Origin of the sequence: Micromonospora sp. C97, assembly GCF_018070385.1 — a bacterium.
GTDB classification, from domain to species: Bacteria; Actinomycetota; Actinomycetes; order Mycobacteriales; family Micromonosporaceae; genus Micromonospora; species Micromonospora parva.
Genome location: NZ_JAGPXU010000019.1, coordinates 1 through 22532, shown reverse-complemented (window position 1 = coordinate 22532; position 22532 = coordinate 1). Strand labels below are relative to the sequence as shown.

Below are 22532 nucleotides of genomic sequence, written 5' to 3'. Positions count from 1 at the left end.
CTCAGCCGTCCACGCGGAAGGTCAGCGTCGTCGTACCGAGCTGGACCATGTCACCGGGGTTGAGCGCGACGGCGGAGACCCGCTGCCCGTTCACCATGGTGCCGTTGGTCGAACCCAGGTCGGTCAGCACGACCTGGCCCCCGTCGAAATCCAGCCGGGCGTGTCGCCGGGAGATGCCCACGTCGGGCAGCCGCAGGTTGGCCTGGTCGCCACGACCGATCACCGTCGACCCCATCTGGAGGGGATAGGTGCGACCGTCGCCGGAGACCAGCCGCACGTTGCGACCGCCGCCGTGCCCGGGCGGCGGACCGTAGCCACCGCCCTGGTCGTACGCGGGGTAGGCGGGCGGGCCGGCGTCGTAGCCGGGTGCCGACACCGGGGCGACCTCGCCGCCGGTGTAGACCTCGGCCGTGACCCGGAACATGCCCGTGTCGAGGCCCTCACCTCGCTCGATCTCGACGATCACGTCGCCGTAGACCGTCCACGCCTGCTCGCCGATGAACTCCGCCTGCGACTGGGCCAACTCCTGGGCCAGCGCGGCGGCGTACGGCGCCAGCCGACTATGGTCGAACGGCGAGAGATCGATCACGTAGCGGTTGGGCACCAACGTGCGCCCACCGGCCAGGATCGCCTTGTGCGCCTCGGCCTCCCGCTGCATGGCGTTGAGGATCTCCACGGGGTGGACCACCCCTTTGAAGACCTTGGCGAAGGCCCCTTCGACCAGGCCTTCCAGACGCTTCTCGAAGCGTTGCAGCACGCTCACCGGCTCCTCCTCGGGTCCCGAGGACATGATGGTATCCGGCCGGCGCGCGCGCAGCTCACACGCCGCTCGGCCGGCTGCTCTCGACCCGTTCGGAAGGGCCGGGACTGTCGTGCTAATCTTTCGTCCGCCACGAACGGTAACCGCTCGTGGCGAGCGCCGGGAACAGCGTAGTATTCCCGGGGCCCGTTGGCGACAGCGGGGCCAGGGCGGCTAAGGTGTTCCGGGTTGTGCCACGGGGATGTGGCGGAATGGCAGACGCGCACGGTTCAGGTCCGTGTGCCCGAAAGGGCGTGGGGGTTCAACTCCCCCCATCCCCACCACCGACGAAGGGCTCCGCATATGCGGAGCCCTTCCGTCATATCGGGGCGTGCCGGACGTCACGCTATGCTCCGATGGATTCTGCCTCCGATGGACCAGGAGTGGCGTGTGAGTGTCGCGTTGGTGACAGGGTCGGGTGGTCTGATCGGCTCCGAGGCCGTCCGGCATTTCGCCGGCCTCGGTCTGGATGTCGTGGGCATCGACAACGACATGCGCCGGTACTTCTTCGGCGAGGACGGTTCCACCTCCTGGAGCCTTGAACGGCTCAGCCGTGACCTGGGTAACGCCTACACCCATTTCGCGGTGGACATCCGGGACCGGGACGGCCTGGAGCAGGTGTTCAAGAAGTACAGCTCGGACATCGCCGTGGTGATCCACAGCGCCGCGCAGCCGAGCCACGACTGGGCCGCCAAGGAGCCGTACACGGACTTCGACGTGAACGCCGGCGGCACGCTCAACATGCTGGAGAACACCCGCCGACACGCGATCGACGTGCCGTTCATCCACTGCTCGACCAACAAGGTCTACGGCGACCGGCCCAACAGCCTGCCGCTGGTCGAGCTGGAGACCCGGTACGAGCTGCCCGAGGACCACCGCTGGTACCAGGGCATCACCGAAGAGATGTCGATCGACCACTCACTGCACTCCGTCTTCGGCGCCTCCAAGGTCGCCGCGGACGTGATGGTCCAGGAGTACGGGCGCTACTTCGACATGAAGACCGCCTGCTTCCGGGGCGGCACCCTGACCGGCCCGGCGCACTCCGCGGCCGAGCTGCACGGGTTCCTGGCCTATCTGATGCGCTGCGTCATGGAGGGCCGGACGTACAACCTGTTCGGTTACAAGGGCAAGATGGTCCGGGACGCGATCCACTCCCACGACGTGCTGACCGCGTTCGAGGCGTTCTTCCGGGCCCCCCGCTCCGCGGAGGTCTACAACCTCGGCGGCGGTCGCCACTCCAACACCTCCCACATCGAGGCGTTCCGCATCGCGGAGGAGATCACCGGCCGGGAGGCGCGGATCAACTATGTCGAGCAGAACCGCACCGGCGACCACCAGTGGTACGTCAGCAGCATGGCGCGGTTCGAGGCGCAGTATCCGGACTGGAAGATCACTTACGACGTGCCGATGATCCTGCGGGAAATCTACGAGGCCAACGTGGACAAGTGGGTGGCCCAGCCGTGAGCAGCCGAACCAAGCGCAACGTGCTCGGCGTCCTGGTCGACGCCACCGACTACGCCACGGCGACCGACGCGGTGGTGACCGCGGCGCACGAACGGCGTCCCCTCGCGCTGACCGCGCTTGCCGTGCACGGTGTGATGACCGGGGTGCTCGACCCGGCGCACAACGCGCGGCTCAACTCCTTCGACGTGGTCACGCCGGACGGGCAGCCGGTGCGGTGGGCGCTCAACCTGCTGCACCACGCCGGGCTCAGCGACCGGGTGTACGGGCCGACCCTGACCCTGCACGTGCTGTCGCGGTTCGCGGACGAAGGGCTGCCGGTCTACCTGTACGGCTCGACCGAGGAGACCCTCGCCCGGTTGATCCCGGCCCTGGAGCGGATGTTCCCGGCGCTGAAGATCGCCGGGGTGGAGCCGTCCAAGTTCCGTGCCGTCCAGCCCGGCGAGGACGCCGAGATCGCCGACCGAATCCGGTCCAGCGGTGCCCGGCTGGTCCTGGTCGGCCTCGGCTGCCCGCGCCAGGAGGTCTTCACGTACGCCATGCGGCCACTGCTCGACATGCCGCTGATGGCGGTCGGCGCGGCCTTCGACTACCACGCCGGGCTGTTGCGCCAGCCCCCGCCGTGGATGCAGCGTGCCGGCCTGGAGTGGTTCTGGCGCCTCGGTCTGGAGCCGAAGCGGCTCTGGCGCCGCTACATCATCCTCAACCCGGCCTACCTGAGCCGCCTGGTCGCGCAGAAGCTCGGCCTGTGGAAGGCCCGCCCGCCGGCGCCGGCCACCGAGCGGCCGGCCAGCTTCTCGGTCTGAGCCCTACGACCTTCTCGGTCTGAGCCCTACGACGCGAGGCCCCACCCGGCGTGCCGGGTGGGGCCTCGGTCGTGGGGAGACCGGTCAGACGGTCAGGGTCCAGGTGTTGATGTAGCCGGTGTCGGCCGAGTAGGTGTCGCGCACCTGGAGCCGCCAGATGCCGTCGGCGGCCTCACCGGACACGTTGACCGTGTACGTGGCGTTGACGTTGTCCGCGCTGTCCGAGGTGCTGCTGTTCTTCAGCCGGTACGAGCTGCCGTCCGGGGCGAGCAGGTCGATGACCAGGTCACCGCGGTAGGTGTGCACGATGTTCACCGCCACCGTGGAGGCCGAGGAAGCGTTGCGACCGCAGCCGGAGATGGTGATCGAGCTGGTCACCGCCGAGCCGGCGTCCGGGATCGACACGTCGGTGCCGTTGGTGCCGGTGCAGCCGGTGGGCGGCGGCGGGGTGCTGCCGGTACCCACGTAGAGCAACAGGTTCGGCGAGCCGGAGCCGGGGTTGCCCACCACGTTCGGGGTCGCGTTGGCCACCAGTTGGTTGCGGACCTGAGCCGGGGTCCAGCTCGGGTTGGCGCTGGCCACCAGGGCCGCCGCTCCGACCACGTGCGGGGTGGCCATCGAGGTGCCGCTGATCGTGTTGGTGGCGGTGTTGCTGGTGTACCAGGCCGAGGTGATCGACGAGCCGGGCGCGAAGATGTCCAGGCAGGTGCCGACGTTGGAGAACGACGACCGGGCGTCCGAGCTGGTCGTCGAGCCCACCGTGATGGCTTCCGTGGTGCGCGCCGGCGAGGTGTTGCAGGCGTTCGCGCCGCTGTCGTTGCCGGCCGCCAGGCCGTACGTGACGCCCGAGGCGATCGAGTTGCGCACGGCGTTGTCCAGGGAGCTGTTCGCGCCACCGCCGAGGCTCATGTTCGCCACGGCCGGCTTGATCGCGTTCGCGGTGACCCAGTCGACGCCGGCGATCACACCGGCGTTGGTGCCACTACCGGAGCAGTTCAGCACCCGTACGCCGACGAGCTGGACGGCCTTGGCCACCCCGTACGCGGACCCGCCGACGGTGCCGGCGACGTGCGTGCCGTGCCCGTTGCAGTCGTCGGCCGACCCGCCGTCGACGGCGTCGTAGCCGGAGGTGGCCCGGCCGCCGAAGTCGTTGTGGGAGAACCGGATGCCGGTGTCGATGATGTAGGCGTGCACGTTGCTCGCCGTGTTGGGGTAGGTGTAGGAGCTGTCCAACGGCAGGTTGCGCTGGTCGATCCGGTCCAGACCCCAGGAGGGCGGGTTGGCCTGCGTGCCGGAGATCGAGACGGTGTGGTTCTGCTCGACGTACGCCACCGCCGGGTCGGCCGCGATCCGCGCCGCCGCGTTCGCGCTCACAGTGACCTCGAAGCCGCGCAGCGCCGCGCCGTAGGTGCGGGCCACAGTGCCGCCGTGGCGGCCGGAGAGCCGCTTCGCGGTGTCGCCGACCCGGTCCCGGGCCACGGCGCTGTCCTTGAGTACGACGATGTAGCTGTCCGGCACGGCGGTGGCTCCGCCGGCGGCCCGAACCACACCGACGGGTTCGGCGGCCAGGGCCGGGGTGCCGACGGCCAGCACTGTCGCCGCGGCCACCCCGATCAGCACGGACCTTCGTGGAAGACCCATCTCCTACCTCCCTCTGACCGGCGGCGGAACGTGACCACCGGTCCCAACATCAATCGACAGTCGCCGATTGAGCTGAGGGTAGATCAGCAGCGGGGCAATTAAACATGTCGGAACGTCCATAACCTTCGAGTGATGACCCCCTACGGGCCCGGCGTCCGGGACGAACGGGGGACCGGCCCGGATTCGCCTCGCCGAGATTCGGGAAAGACTCTCGAGCATGGAGAGTCAGCTCACCATCCTGATCCCGGTCGCCGCCGTCTGGCTGGCCGCCGGCATCGTTGCCGACGGCCTGCCCCGGCTGCGCAACACCCGCGTGCTGCGCCGGCGTACCGGATGGTTGCTGGTGCTCGCCCTCACCGGCGCGACGCTCACCGCGGCCGTGCTCGGCGGCGGCCTGTTCAGCGCGGGCACCGCGCCGGTCGACCGGGCCGCCGCCGGGCTCACCCTCGCCGCCGGCCCGGCGCTCGTGGCGACGGTCTGCTCCGTACGACGGATCCGCCGGCTGCGTGCCGGTGCCGGCGCGTTCGCCAGCGCCCCCGCCACCCCCGCGCCGCACGGGCTGCGCGCCGCGGCGGCCCACCCGCTGGTCGGGCTGCCACTACAGGTCACCGCCCTGGCCACCGTGCCGGCGTTGGTCGCGGCGGCCGGCACCGACCTCGGCGCCGACCCCGGGGTCACCGGACCGGCGATCACCGTCGGCGCGGTCGCGGTGATCGCCATCGGGGTCCGGCACGCGCTGCGGCACAACCGCCTCGCCGAGCGGGCCCGGCCGGCCGTCGCACGGTCAGCGCGGGCGGCTGGCGCTCTGCACGTATAGCAACTCCAGGATCGACCTGGTCGCCTCGAACCAGCGATCCAGCCAGTCCTGCGAGGGCACGGTGCCCTTCGGCGGCAACTCCATCAGCAGGCCACGCAGCAACGGGTGGTCAGCCAGGGACTGGGGCGGCTCCACCGGCCAGCCGCTCGGTGGGAACGACGGCTCGATCAGCGGGTTCGGGTCCAGTGAGGGCAGCGAGAGCGGGGGATCCGTCGTCTCGGCGGCGCCCTCCCGCCCGGTCAACTCCTGGTCGGTCGAGACCACCTCGGTCAGAACCGTGTCCCGACGAGCGCCGCGGTACTTGCCACCGAACCGCTCCGGCTTCGCCGGGCCGTTGGTGAGATTTTCTGAACCGATCGTCGTCATCCGTCTCGCCTACTCGCTCGGTTGCGGGTCGGTGCGGCGGGTCGTCGACCAGCGCCGTACCGACCGGTTCAACGAGACGGGGGCGCTGTGGCGACGGGAATCCCGACGGAACCTCGCCGGCCACCGTCGGGACCCGCGACCGTCCGCCGTACCTACCGGGGACGGACACGGTGAAGTCCCCGTCCGGCGAACCGGACGGGGACTTCACTGACCACTCGGTCAGACCACGCCGAACACACCACCGCGGGTGCCGGCGACGAAGGCGTGCCAGTCGCCCGGCGCGAAGACCAGGGCGGGGCCCGCCTTGTCCTTCGAGTCCCGCACTCCGACCGCCCCCGTCACGTACGCCACCTCCACGCAGTTGTCACAGTTCGGCCCGCTCTTCGAGCTCTTGAACCACGCTGCCTGCGTCAGGTCCACCGGGAACCTTTTGGTCGCCATTTCCACAACGGCTCCTCTGCCAGTTTTGCGATGTGTGCGACGGACTCCTCCGGACGTATGGCCGCAGCGCGGATGTGATCGAAGATGAAGCTGTACTTCTGTAGTTCGTCGCTCTTCTCGAGGAAGAGCCCACCCGTGGCGTTCTCCGCGTACACAACATCCGGATCACCGGGCTCAGGGAAGCTGAGGATCGTGAACGTGCCGTCCATGCCGGCGTGCGCACCCACCTCGAAGGGCAGGATCTGCAGCGTCACGTTCGGCAACTCGGCCACCTCGACCAACCGTCTGAGTTGGCCGCGCATCACCTCGTCCCCGCCCACCGGCCGACTTACCACCGCCTCATCGAGCACCACCCACAGATCGACCGGATCGTCCTGGGTCAATAACGACTGACGGCCCAGACGGACACGCACTCTCTGGTGCACCTGATCGGCGGTGAAGTCCGGACGAGCGGCGCGGATCATGGCACCGGCGTACTCCTCGGTCTCCAGAAGGCCCGGAACGACCTGCTGTTCGTACGCCCGGATCGAACTCGCGGCCGCCTCCAGCCCGACGTACGCGCCGACGAGCACCGTGCTGTACGGGTGCCACCAACCCTTCTGGCGGGCCTCCCGGGCGATCTGCACCAGCTCGTCGCTCTCGGCGCCGACCACGCCGTAGATCCGCAGCATGTCCCGCACGTCGCGAGGGGTGGCCGTGGTGTGCCCGGTCTCGATCCGGGAGACCTTCGACGCCGAGCACTCCAACTGTTCGGCGACCACCTCGATGGTGATTCCGGCGGACTCCCGCTGGCGGCGCAGCTCGGCCCCGAGCCGCCGCCGTCTGATGGTGGGACTGCGCCGCTCACTCATCGCGCGACCCGTGACTCACTGGTCCCCGCCGCTGGCTGCTCGACCCCACTCGGGCTACCTCCGGTAACGCGCCACTGGGTGACACCCGCCGGGGGCGCGATCGTCGACCGGCGAGCGTTCGCGACGGAGGGGAGTGGTGCCGGTCCTCGGCCGGCCGCGACGGGCGAAACCGGCCCTCAGTGTGCCGCCCGGATGCGGATGGCTTCAATAGGCCTTTCGCGCGACACGCTCACGTATCGGCAAAAGTCGACGTGCAACTTGCATGAAGCACGTCCCTGATGCACTCTGTCCGTATGGCACGGATCACTCAGCGTCCCCGTTCGGTCCCTCCCAGTGGTGACCCCACCGATCCGGGGGCGCCGAGCCCGACGCGGGTCCGGCCGACGACAACGAGACCTGCTCCGGGGTAATGACCCCGCCGCTGCAAGCCGGCAAGCTGCGGCGGCGGGCGCGGTTCCCGGAAGCAACCGGGTGGTGGTCGGGTGGCGGCACGTCACCAGCGGGGTACGGCCCGACCACCGCCATCCGCACCACCGGTTCACGAGGCACGACCCCGTCACCGGCCGAGACGTCCCCCGTTCAGGCACCGCCGGCGCAGCCGCCGGCCGATCCTCCCCAGGAGCCCATGTGCTTCCCCGCACCGGTGACGTACTGCACGTGACTCGCGCGGCGAGTGTCCAGTTCCTCAGGCCGATCAAGTTCCGGGTGATCCGGGTGCTCGACTGGCCGACCTATGACGGCTGGCTCTGGCTCGACGGCTACGAGTTGAACGCGGCGGGTGACGCGGTCACCCGACGGTCGATCTTCGTCCAGCGGGAAGGGCTGCAGCAGCTGCACGCCGCCCCCGAACCCCGTCCGCACACCGTGCGGACCCGCCGCCCGGTCGCGCGCACCCCGGTCCGGGTGGGCTGACCGAGCAGATCCGCCGCCGGTGGGCGTGCCGTCGCCATAGAATCAGGTACGCCCACCCCGGCACCGTTCCACCCGCTCGTCCAGGACCCTGACCCTGGGATGGTCATGGTCAATCAGCCCGCCCTGCGGCGGCACCACCGCTCCCGTATCGCCTATGCCATCGGACTCCTCGCCCTCTTCGGGGCGATGGCGACACTGCTGGTCCTCGTCCGCGACCCGGCGATGTCGTCCACCCGGCTGACCACACCGGTGCCCGCACCGGAGATCACCGTGCTCGACTCCGACCCGCCGACTGACGACGGTCAGTCGGTCGACGAGGAACCGGGCTGGATCGACACCCACGCGCCGGCCGACCACTACGGCGGTGCCGACCCGACCGGGGCGGTATCCGGCCTGGGTGCCGGCGGCCAGTCCGACAACCGTCAGGAGCTCACCGAAGCAGCTCCGGCCGGACACGACGCCGAAGAGATCCGCCGCTCGCTGTTCTGGTCCGGCATCTTCGGCCTGGCCATCTCGCTGGCCGGCATCGGCCTCGTCGGCACCCGCCGCCGGATGTGGTGACAAGCGGTCACGGCGTACGCGTCACAGTGGGGCTGGGTGTGGTCGGGGTCGTCCCGCTCGGAGGCTCGGCCTGCGAGACGATCAACAACACCTCATCGTCGGTCGACACCGACTCGCCCGCCCCCGGCTCGGTGCCCACCACCGTCCCCGCCGGCAACTCCGACGGGCGGAACACCACCCGGTGGGCCAGGCCGAGCCGATCCAACAGCCCTTCGGCGGTGGCCTGCGGCAGGCCGGTGAGCGGTGGCACCGGCACCTCGTCCGGCGCGTCCGTGGTGGCCGGGCTGCTCGGGGACTCGCTGGTGGGTGCCGCCGAGGTGGGGGCCGCGCTGGTCGCAGGGGCGCTGGTGGCGCTGGTCGGCGGCAGTGACGGGGTGGACCCCGGATCGTCCCGGTCGTCATCCTGCGGGGAACGCACCAACCAGAGCGCGCCTCCGATCAGGCCGGCGAGCAGCAGCGCCAGGACGCCCCAGAGGATCGGCGACCACCACCGCCGACCACCCTGCTCCTCGACGTACCACTCTCCGGCGGAGTCATCGGGTCGGGGCGAGCGCACCTCCGCCCGCCCGGACCACGGCGGGGGTATCGGCGCCGTCTGGTCGGCCGGCGGGCCCGGCCGGTCAGCGTCGGCGGGCAGGGGACGGGTCAAGTCGTCGTCGTCACCGACGGGAGGCTCCTGGCGGTCGTCGCTCATCGCACGTCCCTTCCCGAACCCGGACGGGCGTCACGGCCCTCGACCGCCAACCTAGTCGTCCACACCGCCATCGGCGGGGATCAGCGTGCCGAGCCGCGCCGGCTGTCGACGAGGCCGAGCGGCGGGCACCCACCGGGAAGCGGGACCCGCCGGCCAGGCGTCAGGGCGTGGGTTTCGTGGTCGGTTGCTCGACGGAGTCCGCGCCACACCAGATGCTGACCTGGTCGTTCCACCGGGCCGAGCCATCCTCGGTGGGCTCCTGCCGACTGACCTTCCCGCTGCGTCCGGTGACGTAGCGCGGGTACAGGCCCTCGTCGACCAACTCGTCGGCGGCGTCCGCGCAGCTCTCGCCGACCACGTCCGGCACCTCGGCGGCCGGCGCCGGCCCGGCGACCTGTAGTTGCACTGTCGTCCCCCGGGCGACCTCGGTGCCCACCTCCGGTGTGGTGCTCTCGACCGTACGACCGACGCCGCCACCGAAGACCAACCGCCAACCCAACCGCTGCTTGCGCAGCGTCTCCCGGGCCTGCTCGAAGTCGGCGCCGATCACCGGGGGCACGGTCAGACCGGCACCCTTGGTCGCGGTGGCGGAGGTCTGGACCGCCGACGGTGTCGGCCGTCCGCTGCTCGGTCGCGGTGCGGTGGTCCGGCCGGTCGGCGCACCCGACGTGGTCGCAACGGCCAGCGGATCACCGGAGGGTGTCTCGTCCTCGCCGGCCAGCAACCAGCCACCTGTCGCACCGATCGCGGCGAGCAGCACCGCCGCCAACCCGCCACCGAGCACGACGCTGGCCCGGCCCGCACCGCCACCGGCGGCATTCTGCCGACCCGGGTTCGTGTCCGTCATAACGCCCACCGCCTCATCACCGGCGACCGTACCGCCCGCCGCCCAATCCGCCGCGCCGGCGTCCCACACCGGCGGGTCGTTGCGACTCGCCGCGCCGACGACGGGACGTTACGCTGCCCGGCATGGCCAGACAGGGCTGGGGAGTGTCGATCGCGACGGCGATCGGGGTCGCTGCCGGCGCGGGTGCCGCACAACTGGGCTTCGGCTACGGGCTCGGCGTCATCACCTGGACGCCCACCGATGCCGCTGCTACCGACACCGCCTGGGCGGACGGGCTCGCCTGGGCGACCTGGCTCGCCGCCAGCTCGACGGTCCTCGGCGCGGTCTGCGCGCAGCGGCTCCACCAACGCACCGCTCCGGCGAAGACCGCGATCTCTGCGCAGACCGCTACCGACGATGCGGACCGCCACGACGGCACGCCGCCCGGTGACCGAGAGCCGGAACACGAGCCCTCGGTCGACGCGCGTCCACCGACAGCCGGGGCCGCCCCGGCCGGGGTGACGAGCACACCACCGCCGGTGGCCGAGTCGCCGGAGCGCGACCGCGGGGGCCTGCTGCGGCGGGTGGCCCTGGCGCTCGGTGCCGGGTTGGGCGGGCTGGTCACGGTGCTGTTGATCGCCGTACCCGCGCGGGTCGCGACCGGCGCGGACACCGGCGCGCCGCAACGGACGGCCGCCGTTCAGGCAACACTGGGCATCCTGATCGGCGTCCTCGTCGCGATCTGGGCGCTGCGCTCCCGAGCCGCCGCCGTCAACGTGACAGCGACGGCAGCCTGGCTCTGGCTGCTCGCGGTGATCTCGGTGATCGACGGGGTACGCGTCGGACGAGGGCTGACCGGCGCGCAACTCGGCACCTGGCAGTTCGACCCGGACCACGCCCGGTACTGGATCGGGGGGCAGATCTACTGGCCGGGCGCCCTGCTGGCCCTGGTGCCCGCGCTGCTGATCGGGGTGCTGGCCGCCCGTCGGTCCGCCCGCTCGGGTGGGCACCGGGTGGGTGCGGCGGCCTCCGGCGCGGCCGGTCCGATGCTCGTCGCACTCGCCTACCTGACCACACTGCCGCACTGGTCCACGCTCGGCCCCGCGCAGCTCTCCACCCAGCTGATCGCCCCGTACGCGGTGATCGCCGGTATCGGCGGCTCGGTGCTGGCCGCCCGCCTCGGCGAGCGGGCCGAGCGACACCACCCGACCGAGCGGCGCCACCCGGCCGAACAGAGTCGGGCCGACCGGATTCCGGCAGCTCAGGGCACGGTCACCGACCCGGCCCCGGTCGCTCAGGGCACGCTGGCCGACCCGGCAGTGGTCACCGACACCGGTCCCGGCCCGGCGGCCTCCGGGTCGGCGGCCTCCGGGTCGACGGCCTCCGGGTCGACGGCCTCCGGTTCGACGGCCGGAACCGCTGCCCGGCGCCGGAAGCCCGACACCTCAACGCAGACGCCCCGCACGGATTCGCTGCCCGGCTCAGGCTCGCTGCCCGGCGAGGCGACCGCCGTACCGCAGGTCCCCGCCCCGCGAACCAACCCGGACGACATCGACCCGGCCCGCCCCAGCACCGAAGCAGCAGTCCCGACCCCCAGCCCCCGCCGCTCCCGACCACCCCGCCGCCAACCCCCCACCTAAGCCCACCCATCGACCCCTTCCATTGATCATGAAGTTTTTGCCATGACACGCCGGGCGAGGTGGCAATAACTTGATGATCAACCCGCACGGGGGTTAGGGGGTTGGCCAGGTGTGGACGGGTTGGTTGGTGCGCTGGAGTTCGGCGTAGCGCTGGACCATGTGGTGCAGGGCAGCTGTCCGGTCCATGCCATGGTGCCGTTCCGCCGCCCAGACCGCCTCGGTCTGCCAGACGGCGCCGTTGCGGCCGGTACGGCAGCGCTGCTCGATGATGCCGAGCAGACGGTCCCGCTGCGCCGCGGCGACACCGAACCCGTCCAGGCCGGCGGCGGCGGTGGGCAGCAGCTGGTCCAGGACCAGCTTGGTGACCGGCACGTCGCCGAGCCCGGGCCAGTGCAGCACGGCGTCGAGGCCACGTCGGGCGGCGGCGTGGAAGTTCTCCTCGGCCGAGCTGAAGGTGAGTTGACTCCAGATCGGCCGGTCGGCCTCCGCCAGACCGCGTACCAGCCCGAAGTAGAAGGCCGCGTTGGCCAGCATGTCCACCACCGTCGGACCAGCCGGCAGCACCCGGTTCTCCACCCGCAGGTGCGGGCGGCCGTTCATGATGTCGTAGACCGGCCGGTTCCACCGGTAGACAGTGCCGTTGTGCAGCCGCAACTCGCCGAGCTGTGGCACACCGCCGGCGTGCAGCACCTCCACCGGGTCCTCGTCCTCGCAGATCGGCAGCAGCGGCGGGAAGTACCTGACGTTCTCCTCGAAGAGGTCGAAGATCGAGGTGATCCACCGTTCGCCGAACCACACCCGGGGTCGTACGCCCTGGGCCTTCAGTTCGTCCGGGCGCGTGTCGGTGGCCTGCTGGAACAGGGCGATCCGGGTTTCGGCCCACAGTTGGCGGCCGTACAGGAAGGGGCTGTTCGCGCCGACCGCCACCTGCACACCGGCGATGGCCTGGGACGCGTTCCAGTAGTCGGCGAAGCTGTCCGGGGCGACCTGGAGGTGGAACTGGAGGCTCGTGCAGGCGGCCTCGGGGGCGATCGAGTCGGTGTGCGTCCGCAACTGCTCGACGCCGCGAATGTCCAGTTCGATGTCCTCGCCACGGGCGCCGACGATCTGGTCGTTGAGCACGCGGTAACGCTCGTTGGTGGAGAGGTTGTCCTCGACCAGGTGCCCCTCGGTGAGGGTGGGCAGGATGCCGACCAGGACGATCTTCGCGTCGGATCTGGCGGCGCGCTCGTCGGCCCGGGAGAGGCTGCCGCGCAGGTCGTTCTCGTAGTCGGCGAAGCCGGTGCCCTCGATCAGTCGGGGTTCGGCGTTGAGTTCGAGGTTGAACTGCCCCAGTTCGGTCTGGAAGAGGGGGTCGGCGATGTCGGCGAGGATCTCCTCGTTGCGCATCGCGGGCTCGGCGGCCGAGTCGACCAGGTTGAGTTCGATCTCCAGGCCGGTCATCGGCCGGTCCGCGTCGAAGCCGAAGTCGTCGAGCATCAGGGCGAAGACGTCCAGGCACCGCCGCACCTTCTGCCGATACCGGACGCGATCATCCCGGGTGAAGGCGCCCTCTGAGACGTCCCTGCCCATGTGTCCTCCCGACGGCCGGCGCGGTCGGGATCCTGCCGTCCCGGAAGCGCTTTGTGAAGCATCCACGGTAAGAGCGCCCACCTGACCGGGGCCAGAGGCCGACGCCGGTGATCCGGCGTCGACCGGCGCGGACGCGCTCGTGGCGCCATCTGTACCCCGTCGTCGCCCTGCAGGACCCGGTGGCGGTGCGATCAACTCGTGACAATTACCACGAGCGGAGACGACGCAGGGCCCGCGCCGACGTACGGCGCGGGCCCTGCGTGCCGGATCACCCGGGAGGATGCCCCTGACCCTCCGGCGATCCCCGAGGGATCAGGCCTGACGGACGGCCTCGCCCTCGATCTCAATCTTGATCTTGCGGCTGACCAGCACGCCCCCGGTCTCCAGGGCGACGTTCCAGGTCAGGCCGAACTCCTCGCGGTCGATCTCGGTGCTCGCGGAAAAGCCGAAGATGTCCTGGCCGAACGGGCTGCGGCCGACACCCTCGAACTCCACCTCCAGCTCGACCGGACGGGTGACGTCCTTGATGGTCAGCTCACCGGTGAGCACGAACTCGCTGCCGCGACGGGACTTGACCCCGGTGCTGCGGAACTCGAGCGTCGGGAACTTGTCGGCGTCCAGGAACTCGGCGCTGCGCAGGTGCGCGTCCCGGTCGGCCTGGGTGGTGTCGACGCTGGCGGCCTGAATGGTGGCGACGACCGACGACTGCAGCGGGTCCTCGGCAACGGTGATGGTGGCGGTCGCCTCGTTGAACTCACCGCGAACCTTGCTCACCATCATGTGCCGGGCAACGAAGCCGACCCGCTTGTGCGCCACGTCGAGCGCGTAGGTGCCGGCCGCCGGGATGGTGAGGCCGTCCCAGTCGCGGGTAACCGCATCGATGCTGCTGGTCATGCTGCTGTCCTCCAGGAGATTGTTTAATAGCCCAACGACTGCGTGAGCAACTATAACCGCAACAATATTCCCCGTGTCAAGCACTGGTATGATGAACGGGTGACCAACGTCTTCGACGATCCCCGGATCACCGCCGTCGGCCTGCTCTTCGAGGCACACGCCGGGCTGTCCGCCCGGTTCACCGCCCAGCTGGAGGAGCACGGCCTCTCCGCGGTCGAGTTCGAGGTCATCACCCGACTCGCCCGCTCGCCCGGCAACCAACTACGGATGACCGACCTCGCCGCCCAGACCTCCCTGTCGACCAGCGGAGTGACCCGGGTGGTGGACCGCATGGAGCGCGACGGGCTGCTCACCCGCCGGGCCTGCCCGAACGACCGGCGCAGCTCGTACGCGGTGGTCACCGCCGCCGGGATGCAACGCCTGAACGAGACGCTGCCCGGCCACCTGCAGATAATCGAACAGTGGTTCACCGGGCAACTCGACCCCGAGGCGCTGGCGGCCCTCCTCGACGGGTTGCGACGGGTCCGCGACGCCGCGCATCCGTGCGCCACCGCCGGCAGTGACGACGTCGACCCGGAGCAGCGCGCCGACGCCGACAGCGCCGCCCGACGACAGTGAGAAGCACTGTCACCGCCATTGCACGGCGGCAGAAAGACCGGCAGAACTGACCCAGCCAAGCTGGAGGATTCGGTCCAAGCCGACTTTCTGCCATCGCATCGGTGGCAGGCTTCCTGCACCGGGGATCACCGGGGGGTGACGGCGCGGGCGATCAGCGAGGGGTAGCACCAAAGGGGGCTCTTCGCCCGCGCCACTCTCCCGTCGCGATCCTCCCGAGGACACCCGGTTCGTCGCTCCTAGCGAGTCGACCCGTCCCGGTCGGCGACCAGCGCGTAGAGCAGGCCCGACTCCTGCGGCAACAGCCGGATGCCGGTCTCCACGCAGACCCGGTCCAGTCGATCGAGCACCGTCGGGTCCGCAGTGCTCGCGGCCAGTCCCACCAGCGCCTCCACCACGTCGCGGCGATCCTGCCCCGCGTTGTCGCTGGCGGCGGCGAACCACTCGGCGGCCAACTCCCGGTCACCCCGGTGCAGCGCCAGGTTCCCCTCGATCAGCGCGCACAGCCCGGCCTCCGGCCCACCCCACCTCAGCGTCGCGTCGCCCGACCGTTGTCGCGGCACTGTCGGCCGCGCCGGCAACGACTCCACGCCCCCGGCCCGCAACTCGGCCAGCACCTCGGTCGCCTCCGCGACCCGCCCGTCCTGGGCGAGCGCCAGCCCGACGGTCCCCAGCACCCGACGGCGACGCCCGGGGTCACCCAGCTCGGACAGGGCCTCGATGGCCCGCTGGCCCCGGTCGACAGCGTCCGCGTACCAGCCCTCCAGCCGGGCGACCTCGGCACGGTTGGCCCAGCCCAGCACCCGCAGTCGCCGCTCCCCGCTCTCGACGGCGAGCCGGTCCACAGCAGCGAGCCGGCGGCGGGCCGCAGCCAGGTCGCCGGCGCGGATCTCGTGCCAGGCGAGGCTGTTCTGGGCCACCGCCAGGTCCCGGGTCCGGCCGTTGCGGGCAGCCAACCGCAGCAGCGCCTCGGCCTGCTCGCGAGCCTCCTCCTGCCTCCCCACGGAGATCAGCAGGGTGCCGAGCACGTTGCGCGCCTCCAACTCCCCGGTGACGTCGCCGGCCCGCCGGAAGGTGTCCAGCGCCGCGCGGGCCGTCGACAGCTCCTCCGCCCCCGCCCCGTGCTCGGCAGCCAGCCGGGCGGCCCCGAGAGCGGCCCAGCCCCGCAGGAGAGGGTCGGCGTCGCCGGTCCGCGGGTCCGCCAACAGCCGCCGCAGCCACTGCCGCCCGACGACATCGCGTCCGCGGAACCGCCACCAGCGGGTCAGGCAGGCCGCCAGCCGCAGTGCGGTCAACGGGTCGTCGGTGGCCGCGTGGGCCAAGGACGAGCTGATGTCACTGCTCATCTCGTCCAGCCGGTGCACCGCGTCGGGCAGCCGTGGGCCGACCAGGTCACTGGCGGTCCGTGCCACCAGGCGCGCGATGACCTCCGCGTGTCGACGCCGGATGCAGGTCAGCTCGCCCTCACCGGTCGCCTGCTCGACGGCGTAGTCACGGACCGCGTCCAGCAGCCGGAACCGGAACGACCCGGTTCCGCGTACGCTCAGCAGCCCCAGCTCGACGAAGCGGTCCAACAGCGGCACCGGGTCGATCGCCACGGTGCCGTCCCGGTCGGCCTCGTCGGCGAGCATCTCCTCGGCCAACTCCACGGACCAGCGGTTGCCGAAGACGGCCAGCTGCCGCAGCGCGGCCCGCTCGTCCGACGCCAACAGGCGGTAGCTGAACGCCACCGCGTCCCGCAGGGTGACCGCTACCGCGCCCCCCGCACCGTTGTCGGGCACGCTCGTGCGACCGGTGCGCCCCTCCGGTGCGTCCCAGCGCGGGTGGGTGGAGGCGTCGACCGGAGTGGCCAGGTCGAGCACCCGGTCGCCGTACCGGTCGAGCAGTTCGGTGAGGTCGAGGAGCCGACCCCGGGCGGCCATCAGCTCGATGGCCAACGGCAGCCCGCCCAACCGGCGCACCAACGCGGCGAGCGCCGGCAGCTCAGCGGGGGTGGGCGGCTCCCGGCGCACCTGAGCGAGCCGGGCGGTGAACAACGCGACCGCCGGCCACGATTCGAGTCCGGCGTGCTCGGCCTCCGGCGGTGGCACGTCGAGCGGCGCGACCGGCCAGACCCGCTCACCGGGCAACCCGACCGGGTGTCGCCCGGTCACCAGGACCCGCAGTGAGGGCAGTGCGCCGATCAACCGGTGCAGGGTGGCGGCCACCGGTCCCGGGGCGTGCTCCACCGCGTCCATCAGCAGCAGCGCCGGCCGTCCGGCGAGCCGGGCCACGAGTTCGGACAGGCGCGCCACACCGAGTACTGACATCGAGGCGGCGAGCACGTCCGGACCGTCCGATCCCTCGCCGACCAGCACCCCGGCGACACCGCCCGGGTGGTCGGAGGCCACCAGGTGCGCCACCGACGTCGCCAGGGCGGTCTTGCCGACGCCGGCCAGCCCGACGAGGCTCACCAGCCGGGGCCCTCGCTCGGCGGTCAGCATTGCGGCCAGCTCGGTGAGGTCGCGATCCCGGCCGATCAACGCGACCGGCGGCGGGAGCGCGACCGCCGGGCCGGCGGGTGCGGCCGACGCGGCGTTGCCGCTGACCGCGAACGTCGTCGACGCGACGTCCGGTGGGGCCGGCTCGGCACCGACGCCGCGGGCCGCGGCCAGGAACGCCGCCCGGCTGGCGCCGGTCAGCGCCAACGCCCCGGCGAGCAGCTCGACGGTGGTGCGCTGCGGCCGGATCGACCGGCCACGCTCCAGGTCACGCACCGTCCGTACGCCCACCCCGGCCCGGGACGCCAGCTCGGCCTGGGTCAGGCCGGCGGCGCGTCGATGCCCGCGGAGCAGCTCCGGCAGTGTGGTCCGCCCAGCCGGGCTCCGCGACCAGTCATGATCCGGAGTCATGGGCTCGAAGAGTACGGATCGACTCCGACCATCGGCAGTCGAACGTCGGGCTACCGACGCCCGCTCGCCGAAACCCGACAGCCGTACGGACAGCCCGTCCAGAACGACCGGCTGATCAGTTCGGCTGGACCACTCAGAGACCCAGATCCCGAGCGATGATCATGCGCTGCACCTCGCTGGTGCCTTCGCCGATCTCCAGGATCTTGGAGTCCCGCCAGAACCGGGCAACCGGGTACTCGTTCATGAAGCCGTACCCGCCGTGGATCTGGGTGGCCTCCCGGGCGTTGTCCACGGCGATCGTGCTGGCGTGCAGTTTCGCGATGGCGGCCTGCCGCTTGAACGGCTCGCCGGCCAGCATCCGCGCGGCGGCGTCGTAGTAGGCCAACCGGGCGGTGTGCGCCTTCAACTCCATGTCGGCGATCTTGAACTGGATGGCCTGGTTGGCGCCGATCGGCTGACCGAAGGCGTGCCGTTCCTTCGCGTACCTGATGGACTCGTCGACGCAGCCCTGCGCGAGACCGACGGCCAGCGCGGCGATGGCGATCCGGCCCTCGTCGAGGATCCGCAGGAACTGCGCGAACCCCCGACCCCGAGCGCCGAGCAGGTTGGCGGCCGGCACCCGACAGTCGTCGAAGGTCAGCTCGTGGGTGTCCGAGGCGGTCCACCCCACCTTGGAGTAGCCGGGGGCCACGGTGAACCCGGGCGTCCCGGTCGGCACGATGATCGTCGACAGTTCCTTGGAACCGTCCGGGTTCGTGCCGGTCACCGCGGTGACAGTGACCATGGCCGTGATGTCGGTCCCGGAGTTCGTGATGAACGCCTTCGACCCGTTGATCACCCACTCGTCGCCGTCCAGCACCGCCCGCGTCTGCGTGCCGGCGGCGTCCGAGCCGGTGCCCGGCTCGGTGAGACCGAAGCCGGCCAGCGCCTCACCGCTGAGCAGCCGGGGCAACCAGGTCGCCTTCTGCTCCTCGGTGCCGAAGCGGTAGATCGGCATCGCGCCCAACGAGACCGCCGCCTCCAGCGTGATGGCCACACTCGAGTCGACCCGGGCCAACTCCTCCAGCGCCAGGCAGAGCGCGAAGTAGTCGCCGCCCATGCCGCCGTGCTGCTCGTCGAAGGGCAGGCCGAACAGGCCCATCTTGCCCATCTGCCGGATCACCTCGTACGGAAAGGTGTGCTGCTCGTAGTGCTCGGCGATGACCGGGGCGACCACCTCGCGGGCGAATTCCCGCACGCTCTCGCGCAGCGCCTCTTGTTCGTCGGTGAGCCGGAAGTCCATCTCATCCTCCTGTAAGGACGGTCCGCCTCGGCGCTCGTGACGCCGAGGGCGGGTCGCTGTGCGGGCCCGAGTCGATGATCAGACCGGGGTGACGCCGTGCCGACGGCGGGAGAAGTGCCGGTCCTTGGTGCGTGCCGCAGCGAACCGGCGGACCAGCTCGGTGCGCAGGTCGTGCGGCTCGACGATGGCGTCCACCACCAGTTCGCTGGCGAGCCGGACGACGTCGATGTCCTGCTCGTACTCGGCGCGCTTGGTGGCGACGAACGCGGCCCGCTCGTCCTCGTCCGCAATGGCGGCGATCTTGTTGGCGTAGACCGCGTTCACGGCGGCTTCGGCGCCCATCACCGCGATCTTCGCGGTGGGCAGGGCGATGGTCGCGTCCGGCTCGAAGCCGGGGCCGGCCATCGCGTAGAGGCCGGCGCCGTACGCCTTGCGGACCACCACGCAGATCTTCGGCACCGTCGCCTCGGAGATCGCCGTGATCATCTTGGCGCCGTGCCGGATGATGCCCTGCTTCTCCACAGCGCTGCCGACCATGAAGCCCGGTACGTCGCTGAGGAAGAGCAGCGGCACGTTGAACGCGTCGCAGAGCTGCACGAACCGGGTGGCCTTGTCGGCCGAGTCGACGAAGAGCACGCCGCCCTTGAACATCGAGTTGTTGCCGACCACGCCGACGACCTGGCCGTCGAGTCGACCGAAGCCGATGGTCAACTCCTTGGCCCAGAGCGCCTGGATCTCGAAGAACGAGCCCTCGTCGAGCAGACCCTTGACGTACCGCCGCATGTCGAACGCCTGCCGCTCACTGGCCGGCACCAGCGCGGCCAGGTCGGCCTTCGCGGGCGCGGCGACCGCCGGCGCGGCCGGCGGTTGCTGGGTCCAGTTCGCCGGCAGGTACGACAGGTAGGTCTTCACGACGTCGAGCGCGTCGGCCTCGGTCTTGCAGAGGAAGTGCCCCACTCCGGATTCGGCGGTGTGCACCTTCGCCCCGCCCATCGCCTCCAGGGTGGTCTTCTCGCCGGTGACCATCTCGACCATCCGGTCGGAGCCGAGATACATGCTGGCGTTGCCGTCGACGAGCGCCACCACGTCGCAGAACGCCGGGATGTACGCCCCACCGGCTGCGCTCGGACCGAACAGCGCGCAGACCTGCGGGATCGAGCCCGAGGCGCGGACCTGGTTCCAGAAGATCTTGCCGGCGCCCCGCCGGCCGGGAAAGAGGTCGACCTGGTCGGTGATCCGGGCGCCGGCCGAGTCGACCAGGTAGACCATCGGCACACCGGCGCCGTACGCGCGCTCGATGATGCGGATGATCTTCTCGACGGTGCGGGCGCCCCAGCTGCCGGCCTTGACTGTGGAGTCGTTGGCCATCAGGCAGACCTGTCGGCCGTCGATCGTGGCGGTGCCGGTCACCACGCCGTCGGCGGGCAGCCCGTCGGCGAGCGCGTTGGCGTAGAGGCCGTCCTCGACGAACGACCCCTCGTCGACCAGGAGCGCGACCCGTTCACGGGCGAAGAGCTTGCCCTTGGCCGCGTTGGCGGCGTGGTACTTGTCCGCGCCGCCGGACCGGGCGCGCTTGCGCAGCTGCTCCAGTGCCTCACCGTCGAGCGTCACGCCGACTCCTCCGCCATAACGACCTGAACGATCGTTAGGCTAGCGCATGAGCACGACTGTCGGCGACCTACGAGCGAATCAGACAGTCGAGCCGAGAGCAAGACATTGAATAACATGAATGAGTGTCGCTAGGCTCCTGACACCCCTCCTCCCGGATTGGAGTCAGCGATGACCTCACGACTCAATCGGCTCGCTGTCGCGTTGCTCGCGACGGCACTCACCACCCTCGGCCTCACGGTCGCCAACCCCGCGCCCGCGTCCGCCGCCATGACCATCTGCTACAACACCAGCCAGGCGGGCAGCTACGCCAGCGTCGCCAACCAGGCCGCCACGATCTGGAACAACGCCACCGTCAACCTGACGCTCACGGCGAACTGCGGCTCGAACCTGCGGATCTACCGGATCACCGGCGGCGGCTCGTACGCCGTGCGGACCAGCCTCGGCAACGGCCGGGTCTACATCGACACCCAGCAGGCCGCCCAGTACAGCGTGCTGCGGATCATGACCCACGAGATCGGGCACATCCTCGGCCTGCCGGACAACTACAACGGGAACTGCTCGCTGCTGATGTCCGGCGGCAGCGCCGGCACCAGCTGCACCAACCCGTACCCGAGCAGCGCCGAGGCGAGCCGGGTCAGCAGCCTCTTCGCCGGCACGTTCAGCGCCACCGACCGCAGCGCGGACATCTTCCGCGACAGCTGGCCGAGCACGCTCACCCCGGTGAGCTGAGCGACCAGGCACCTGGAAGGGGCCGGCGACCGCGCCGGCCCCTTCGTCGCGTCCTCAGTTCGGCAGCGGCGTCAGCCGGGTACGCGGGCCGGCCCGCAGCACACCGGACGGCAGCTTCTTGCCGAGCAGCTCCTCGGCCAACTCCGCCACCTCGATCAGCGCCGGCAGGTCGATGCCGGTGTCGACGCCCATGTCGTGCAGCATGTGCACGGCCTCCTCGGTGGCCAGGTTGCCGCTCGCCCCCGGCGCGTACGGGCAGCCACCGAGGCCACCGACGCTGGCGTCGAACTCGGTCACCCCCAGCTCCAACGCGGTCAACAGGTTGGCCAGCGCCGTACCCCGGGTGTTGTGGAAGTGCAGCAGGACCGGCACGTGCGCGTTGCGGTCGCGTACCGCGGTCAGCAGCTCGCGGACCCGGCGTGGGGTGCCCATGCCGGTGGTGTCGCCGAACGCGACCCGGTCCGCGCCGTCGCGGACCACCCGGTCCACGATCCCGGCCACCCGCTGCGGGTCGATGTCCCCCTCGTACGGGCAGCCGAAGCTGGTCGCCACGATCACCTCGACCCGCGCCGAGGCACCGTGCAGCAGGTCGATCAGCTCGGCGATGTCGTCCAGCGACTCGTCGGTGGACCTGTTGACGTTGCGCCGGTTGTGCGTGTCACTGGCCGAGACCACCACCTCGATCTCGGTGAACCCGGCGGCGAGGGCCCGCTGCGCGCCCCGGGTGTTCGGCACCAGCGCCGAGTAGCGCACCCCGTCGGCCTTCACCGCCCGCCGCCACACCTCGTCGGCGTCCGCCATCTGCGGGATCGCCTTGGGGTGCACGAACGACACCGCCTCGATCCGGCGTACACCGGTGCCGGAGAGGGCGTCGAGCAGCCGCACCTTGGCGTCGGTCGGGATCGGGTCCTCGTTCTGCAACCCGTCCCGTGGCCCGACCTCACGGATCGAGACGAAACTCGGCAGGTCCGCCATAAGGGGTCACCTCACTGTGACGAAAGCAGTGCTTAGGGGTTCCCCCAGCATGCCACTCCACTGTTGATCAAGAGGTTTGCGTCATCCTCGGCACGAATCCTGACGCAAACCTCTTGATCACCGCGCGGGGCGGGGGTGGGGGTGGGGG

At 71.0% G+C, this 22532-nt stretch carries 21 protein-coding genes and 1 tRNA gene; 9 read left to right on the top strand and 13 right to left on the bottom strand.

Annotated features, from left to right (window positions below; all coding sequences use genetic code 11):
• Position 1: 1 nt before the first annotated feature.
• Positions 2–790 carry a DUF3662 and FHA domain-containing protein gene (locus KBX26_RS22360; protein ID WP_007454122.1) on the bottom strand — a complete coding sequence of 263 codons (789 nt, stop codon included), beginning with the start codon at positions 788–790 and terminating at the stop codon, positions 2–4.
• A gap of 207 nt (positions 791–997) precedes the next feature.
• Between KBX26_RS22360 and KBX26_RS22355 the strand changes: the two genes are divergently transcribed.
• The 3 genes from KBX26_RS22355 (at position 998) to KBX26_RS22345 (ending at position 3066) form a co-directional block, all read left to right on the top strand.
• Positions 998–1083: transfer RNA gene (locus KBX26_RS22355), tRNA-Leu, on the top strand.
• Between the two features lie 64 nt (positions 1084–1147).
• Complete coding sequence (locus KBX26_RS22350; RefSeq protein ID WP_030331972.1) at positions 1148–2263, top strand: NAD-dependent epimerase/dehydratase family protein; 1116 nt, start codon at positions 1148–1150, stop codon at positions 2261–2263.
• Positions 2260–3066: a WecB/TagA/CpsF family glycosyltransferase gene (locus KBX26_RS22345; RefSeq protein WP_030331970.1), complete on the top strand. Its 807-nt coding sequence runs from the start codon at positions 2260–2262 to the stop codon at positions 3064–3066. Before KBX26_RS22350 ends, KBX26_RS22345 begins: the two co-directional genes overlap by 4 nt.
• Positions 3067–3150: 84 nt before the next feature.
• On the opposite strand, the gene KBX26_RS22340 is transcribed toward KBX26_RS22345, so the two are convergent.
• Complete coding sequence (locus tag KBX26_RS22340) at positions 3151–4707, bottom strand: S8 family serine peptidase (RefSeq protein WP_030331969.1); 1557 nt, start codon at positions 4705–4707, stop codon at positions 3151–3153.
• A gap of 217 nt (positions 4708–4924) precedes the next feature.
• On the opposite strand from KBX26_RS22340, the gene KBX26_RS22335 reads away from it, so the two are divergent.
• Entirely contained in the window at positions 4925–5524 is a 600-nt protein-coding gene (locus KBX26_RS22335; protein WP_210866356.1) for a hypothetical protein, read from the top strand.
• Here KBX26_RS22335 and KBX26_RS22330 read toward each other — a convergent pair.
• From KBX26_RS22330 to KBX26_RS22320, 3 genes are all read right to left on the bottom strand, one after another.
• On the bottom strand, positions 5492–5890 hold the full coding sequence (locus tag KBX26_RS22330) for a hypothetical protein (RefSeq protein WP_030331964.1): 399 nt from the start codon (positions 5888–5890) through the stop codon (positions 5492–5494). The two genes, KBX26_RS22335 and KBX26_RS22330, sit on opposite strands and share 33 nt — an antisense overlap.
• 219 nt (positions 5891–6109) lie before the next feature.
• Positions 6110–6331 carry a DUF397 domain-containing protein gene (locus KBX26_RS22325; RefSeq protein WP_030331962.1) on the bottom strand — a complete coding sequence of 74 codons (222 nt, stop codon included), beginning with the start codon at positions 6329–6331 and terminating at the stop codon, positions 6110–6112.
• Entirely contained in the window at positions 6301–7182 is an 882-nt protein-coding gene (locus tag KBX26_RS22320; protein ID WP_030331961.1) for a helix-turn-helix transcriptional regulator, read from the bottom strand. The genes KBX26_RS22325 and KBX26_RS22320 overlap by 31 nt, the downstream gene beginning before the upstream one ends.
• Positions 7183–7809: 627 nt before the next feature.
• On the opposite strand from KBX26_RS22320, the gene KBX26_RS22315 reads away from it, so the two are divergent.
• Positions 7810–8094, top strand: a complete 285-nt coding sequence (locus KBX26_RS22315) for a hypothetical protein (RefSeq protein WP_030331959.1) — start codon at positions 7810–7812, stop codon at positions 8092–8094.
• Between the two features lie 99 nt (positions 8095–8193).
• A complete protein-coding gene (locus tag KBX26_RS22310; RefSeq protein ID WP_030331956.1) occupies positions 8194–8655 on the top strand; it encodes a hypothetical protein in 462 nt (153 codons plus the stop codon).
• Positions 8656–8662: 7 nt separating this feature from the next.
• On the opposite strand, the gene KBX26_RS22305 is transcribed toward KBX26_RS22310, so the two are convergent.
• The gene (locus KBX26_RS22305; protein WP_210866355.1) at positions 8663–9349 is read right to left on the bottom strand and encodes a PASTA domain-containing protein; all 687 of its coding nucleotides are present in this window, start codon (positions 9347–9349) and stop codon (positions 8663–8665) included.
• Positions 9350–9509: 160 nt separating this feature from the next.
• A complete protein-coding gene (locus tag KBX26_RS22300; RefSeq protein WP_210866354.1) occupies positions 9510–10196 on the bottom strand; it encodes a PASTA domain-containing protein in 687 nt (228 codons plus the stop codon).
• Positions 10197–10318: 122 nt separating this feature from the next.
• On the opposite strand from KBX26_RS22300, the gene KBX26_RS22295 reads away from it, so the two are divergent.
• Positions 10319–11815, top strand: a complete 1497-nt coding sequence (locus KBX26_RS22295) for a hypothetical protein (protein WP_210866353.1) — start codon at positions 10319–10321, stop codon at positions 11813–11815.
• Positions 11816–11908: 93 nt separating this feature from the next.
• Here KBX26_RS22295 and KBX26_RS22290 read toward each other — a convergent pair whose 3' ends face one another.
• On the bottom strand, positions 11909–13387 hold the full coding sequence (locus tag KBX26_RS22290) for a glutamate--cysteine ligase (protein ID WP_210859680.1): 1479 nt from the start codon (positions 13385–13387) through the stop codon (positions 11909–11911).
• A gap of 312 nt (positions 13388–13699) precedes the next feature.
• Positions 13700–14281, bottom strand: a complete 582-nt coding sequence (locus KBX26_RS22285) for a YceI family protein (RefSeq protein WP_210859682.1) — start codon at positions 14279–14281, stop codon at positions 13700–13702.
• Positions 14282–14380: 99 nt separating this feature from the next.
• Between KBX26_RS22285 and KBX26_RS22280 the strand changes: the two genes are divergently transcribed.
• Positions 14381–14899 carry a MarR family winged helix-turn-helix transcriptional regulator gene (locus tag KBX26_RS22280; protein WP_030331945.1) on the top strand — a complete coding sequence of 173 codons (519 nt, stop codon included), beginning with the start codon at positions 14381–14383 and terminating at the stop codon, positions 14897–14899.
• Positions 14900–15135: 236 nt separating this feature from the next.
• Here KBX26_RS22280 and KBX26_RS22275 read toward each other — a convergent pair whose 3' ends face one another.
• The 3 genes from KBX26_RS22275 to KBX26_RS22265 all read right to left on the bottom strand — a co-directional run bounded on the left by KBX26_RS22275 (position 15136) and on the right by KBX26_RS22265 (position 20680).
• Positions 15136–17787, bottom strand: a complete 2652-nt coding sequence (locus tag KBX26_RS22275) for a helix-turn-helix domain-containing protein (RefSeq protein ID WP_210859684.1) — start codon at positions 17785–17787, stop codon at positions 15136–15138.
• Between the two features lie 133 nt (positions 17788–17920).
• Positions 17921–19069 carry an acyl-CoA dehydrogenase family protein gene (locus tag KBX26_RS22270; protein ID WP_030331942.1) on the bottom strand — a complete coding sequence of 383 codons (1149 nt, stop codon included), beginning with the start codon at positions 19067–19069 and terminating at the stop codon, positions 17921–17923.
• A gap of 78 nt (positions 19070–19147) precedes the next feature.
• Positions 19148–20680, bottom strand: coding sequence for an acyl-CoA carboxylase subunit beta (locus tag KBX26_RS22265; RefSeq protein ID WP_210866352.1), 1533 nt, complete (start codon positions 20678–20680; stop codon positions 19148–19150).
• A gap of 168 nt (positions 20681–20848) precedes the next feature.
• On the opposite strand from KBX26_RS22265, the gene KBX26_RS22260 reads away from it, so the two are divergent.
• Positions 20849–21409: a snapalysin family zinc-dependent metalloprotease gene (locus KBX26_RS22260; RefSeq protein WP_210866351.1), complete on the top strand. Its 561-nt coding sequence runs from the start codon at positions 20849–20851 to the stop codon at positions 21407–21409.
• Between the two features lie 54 nt (positions 21410–21463).
• Here the strand turns inward: KBX26_RS22260 and KBX26_RS22255 are convergent, their stop codons facing one another.
• Positions 21464–22384 carry a hydroxymethylglutaryl-CoA lyase gene (locus KBX26_RS22255; RefSeq protein WP_210866350.1) on the bottom strand — a complete coding sequence of 307 codons (921 nt, stop codon included), beginning with the start codon at positions 22382–22384 and terminating at the stop codon, positions 21464–21466.
• Positions 22385–22532: the final 148 nt, after the last annotated feature.

Coding starts and splice junctions, on each gene's coding strand:
- KBX26_RS22360 (WP_007454122.1), bottom strand. CDS start 790: ATGTCCTCGGGACCCGAGGAGGAGCCGGTGAGCGTGCTGCAACGCTTC.
- KBX26_RS22350 (WP_030331972.1), top strand. CDS start 1,148: ATGCTCCGATGGATTCTGCCTCCGATGGACCAGGAGTGGCGTGTGAGT.
- KBX26_RS22340 (WP_030331969.1), bottom strand. CDS start 4,707: ATGGGTCTTCCACGAAGGTCCGTGCTGATCGGGGTGGCCGCGGCGACA.
- KBX26_RS22335 (WP_210866356.1), top strand. CDS start 4,925: ATGGAGAGTCAGCTCACCATCCTGATCCCGGTCGCCGCCGTCTGGCTG.
- KBX26_RS22330 (WP_030331964.1), bottom strand. CDS start 5,890: ATGACGACGATCGGTTCAGAAAATCTCACCAACGGCCCGGCGAAGCCG.
- KBX26_RS22325 (WP_030331962.1), bottom strand. CDS start 6,331: ATGGCGACCAAAAGGTTCCCGGTGGACCTGACGCAGGCAGCGTGGTTC.
- KBX26_RS22320 (WP_030331961.1), bottom strand. CDS start 7,182: ATGAGTGAGCGGCGCAGTCCCACCATCAGACGGCGGCGGCTCGGGGCC.
- KBX26_RS22310 (WP_030331956.1), top strand. CDS start 8,194: ATGGTCATGGTCAATCAGCCCGCCCTGCGGCGGCACCACCGCTCCCGT.
- KBX26_RS22305 (WP_210866355.1), bottom strand. CDS start 9,349: ATGAGCGACGACCGCCAGGAGCCTCCCGTCGGTGACGACGACGACTTG.
- KBX26_RS22300 (WP_210866354.1), bottom strand. CDS start 10,196: ATGACGGACACGAACCCGGGTCGGCAGAATGCCGCCGGTGGCGGTGCG.
- KBX26_RS22295 (WP_210866353.1), top strand. CDS start 10,319: ATGGCCAGACAGGGCTGGGGAGTGTCGATCGCGACGGCGATCGGGGTC.
- KBX26_RS22290 (WP_210859680.1), bottom strand. CDS start 13,387: ATGGGCAGGGACGTCTCAGAGGGCGCCTTCACCCGGGATGATCGCGTC.
- KBX26_RS22285 (WP_210859682.1), bottom strand. CDS start 14,281: ATGACCAGCAGCATCGATGCGGTTACCCGCGACTGGGACGGCCTCACC.
- KBX26_RS22275 (WP_210859684.1), bottom strand. CDS start 17,787: ATGACTCCGGATCATGACTGGTCGCGGAGCCCGGCTGGGCGGACCACA.
- KBX26_RS22270 (WP_030331942.1), bottom strand. CDS start 19,069: ATGGACTTCCGGCTCACCGACGAACAAGAGGCGCTGCGCGAGAGCGTG.
- KBX26_RS22260 (WP_210866351.1), top strand. CDS start 20,849: ATGACCTCACGACTCAATCGGCTCGCTGTCGCGTTGCTCGCGACGGCA.
- KBX26_RS22255 (WP_210866350.1), bottom strand. CDS start 22,384: ATGGCGGACCTGCCGAGTTTCGTCTCGATCCGTGAGGTCGGGCCACGG.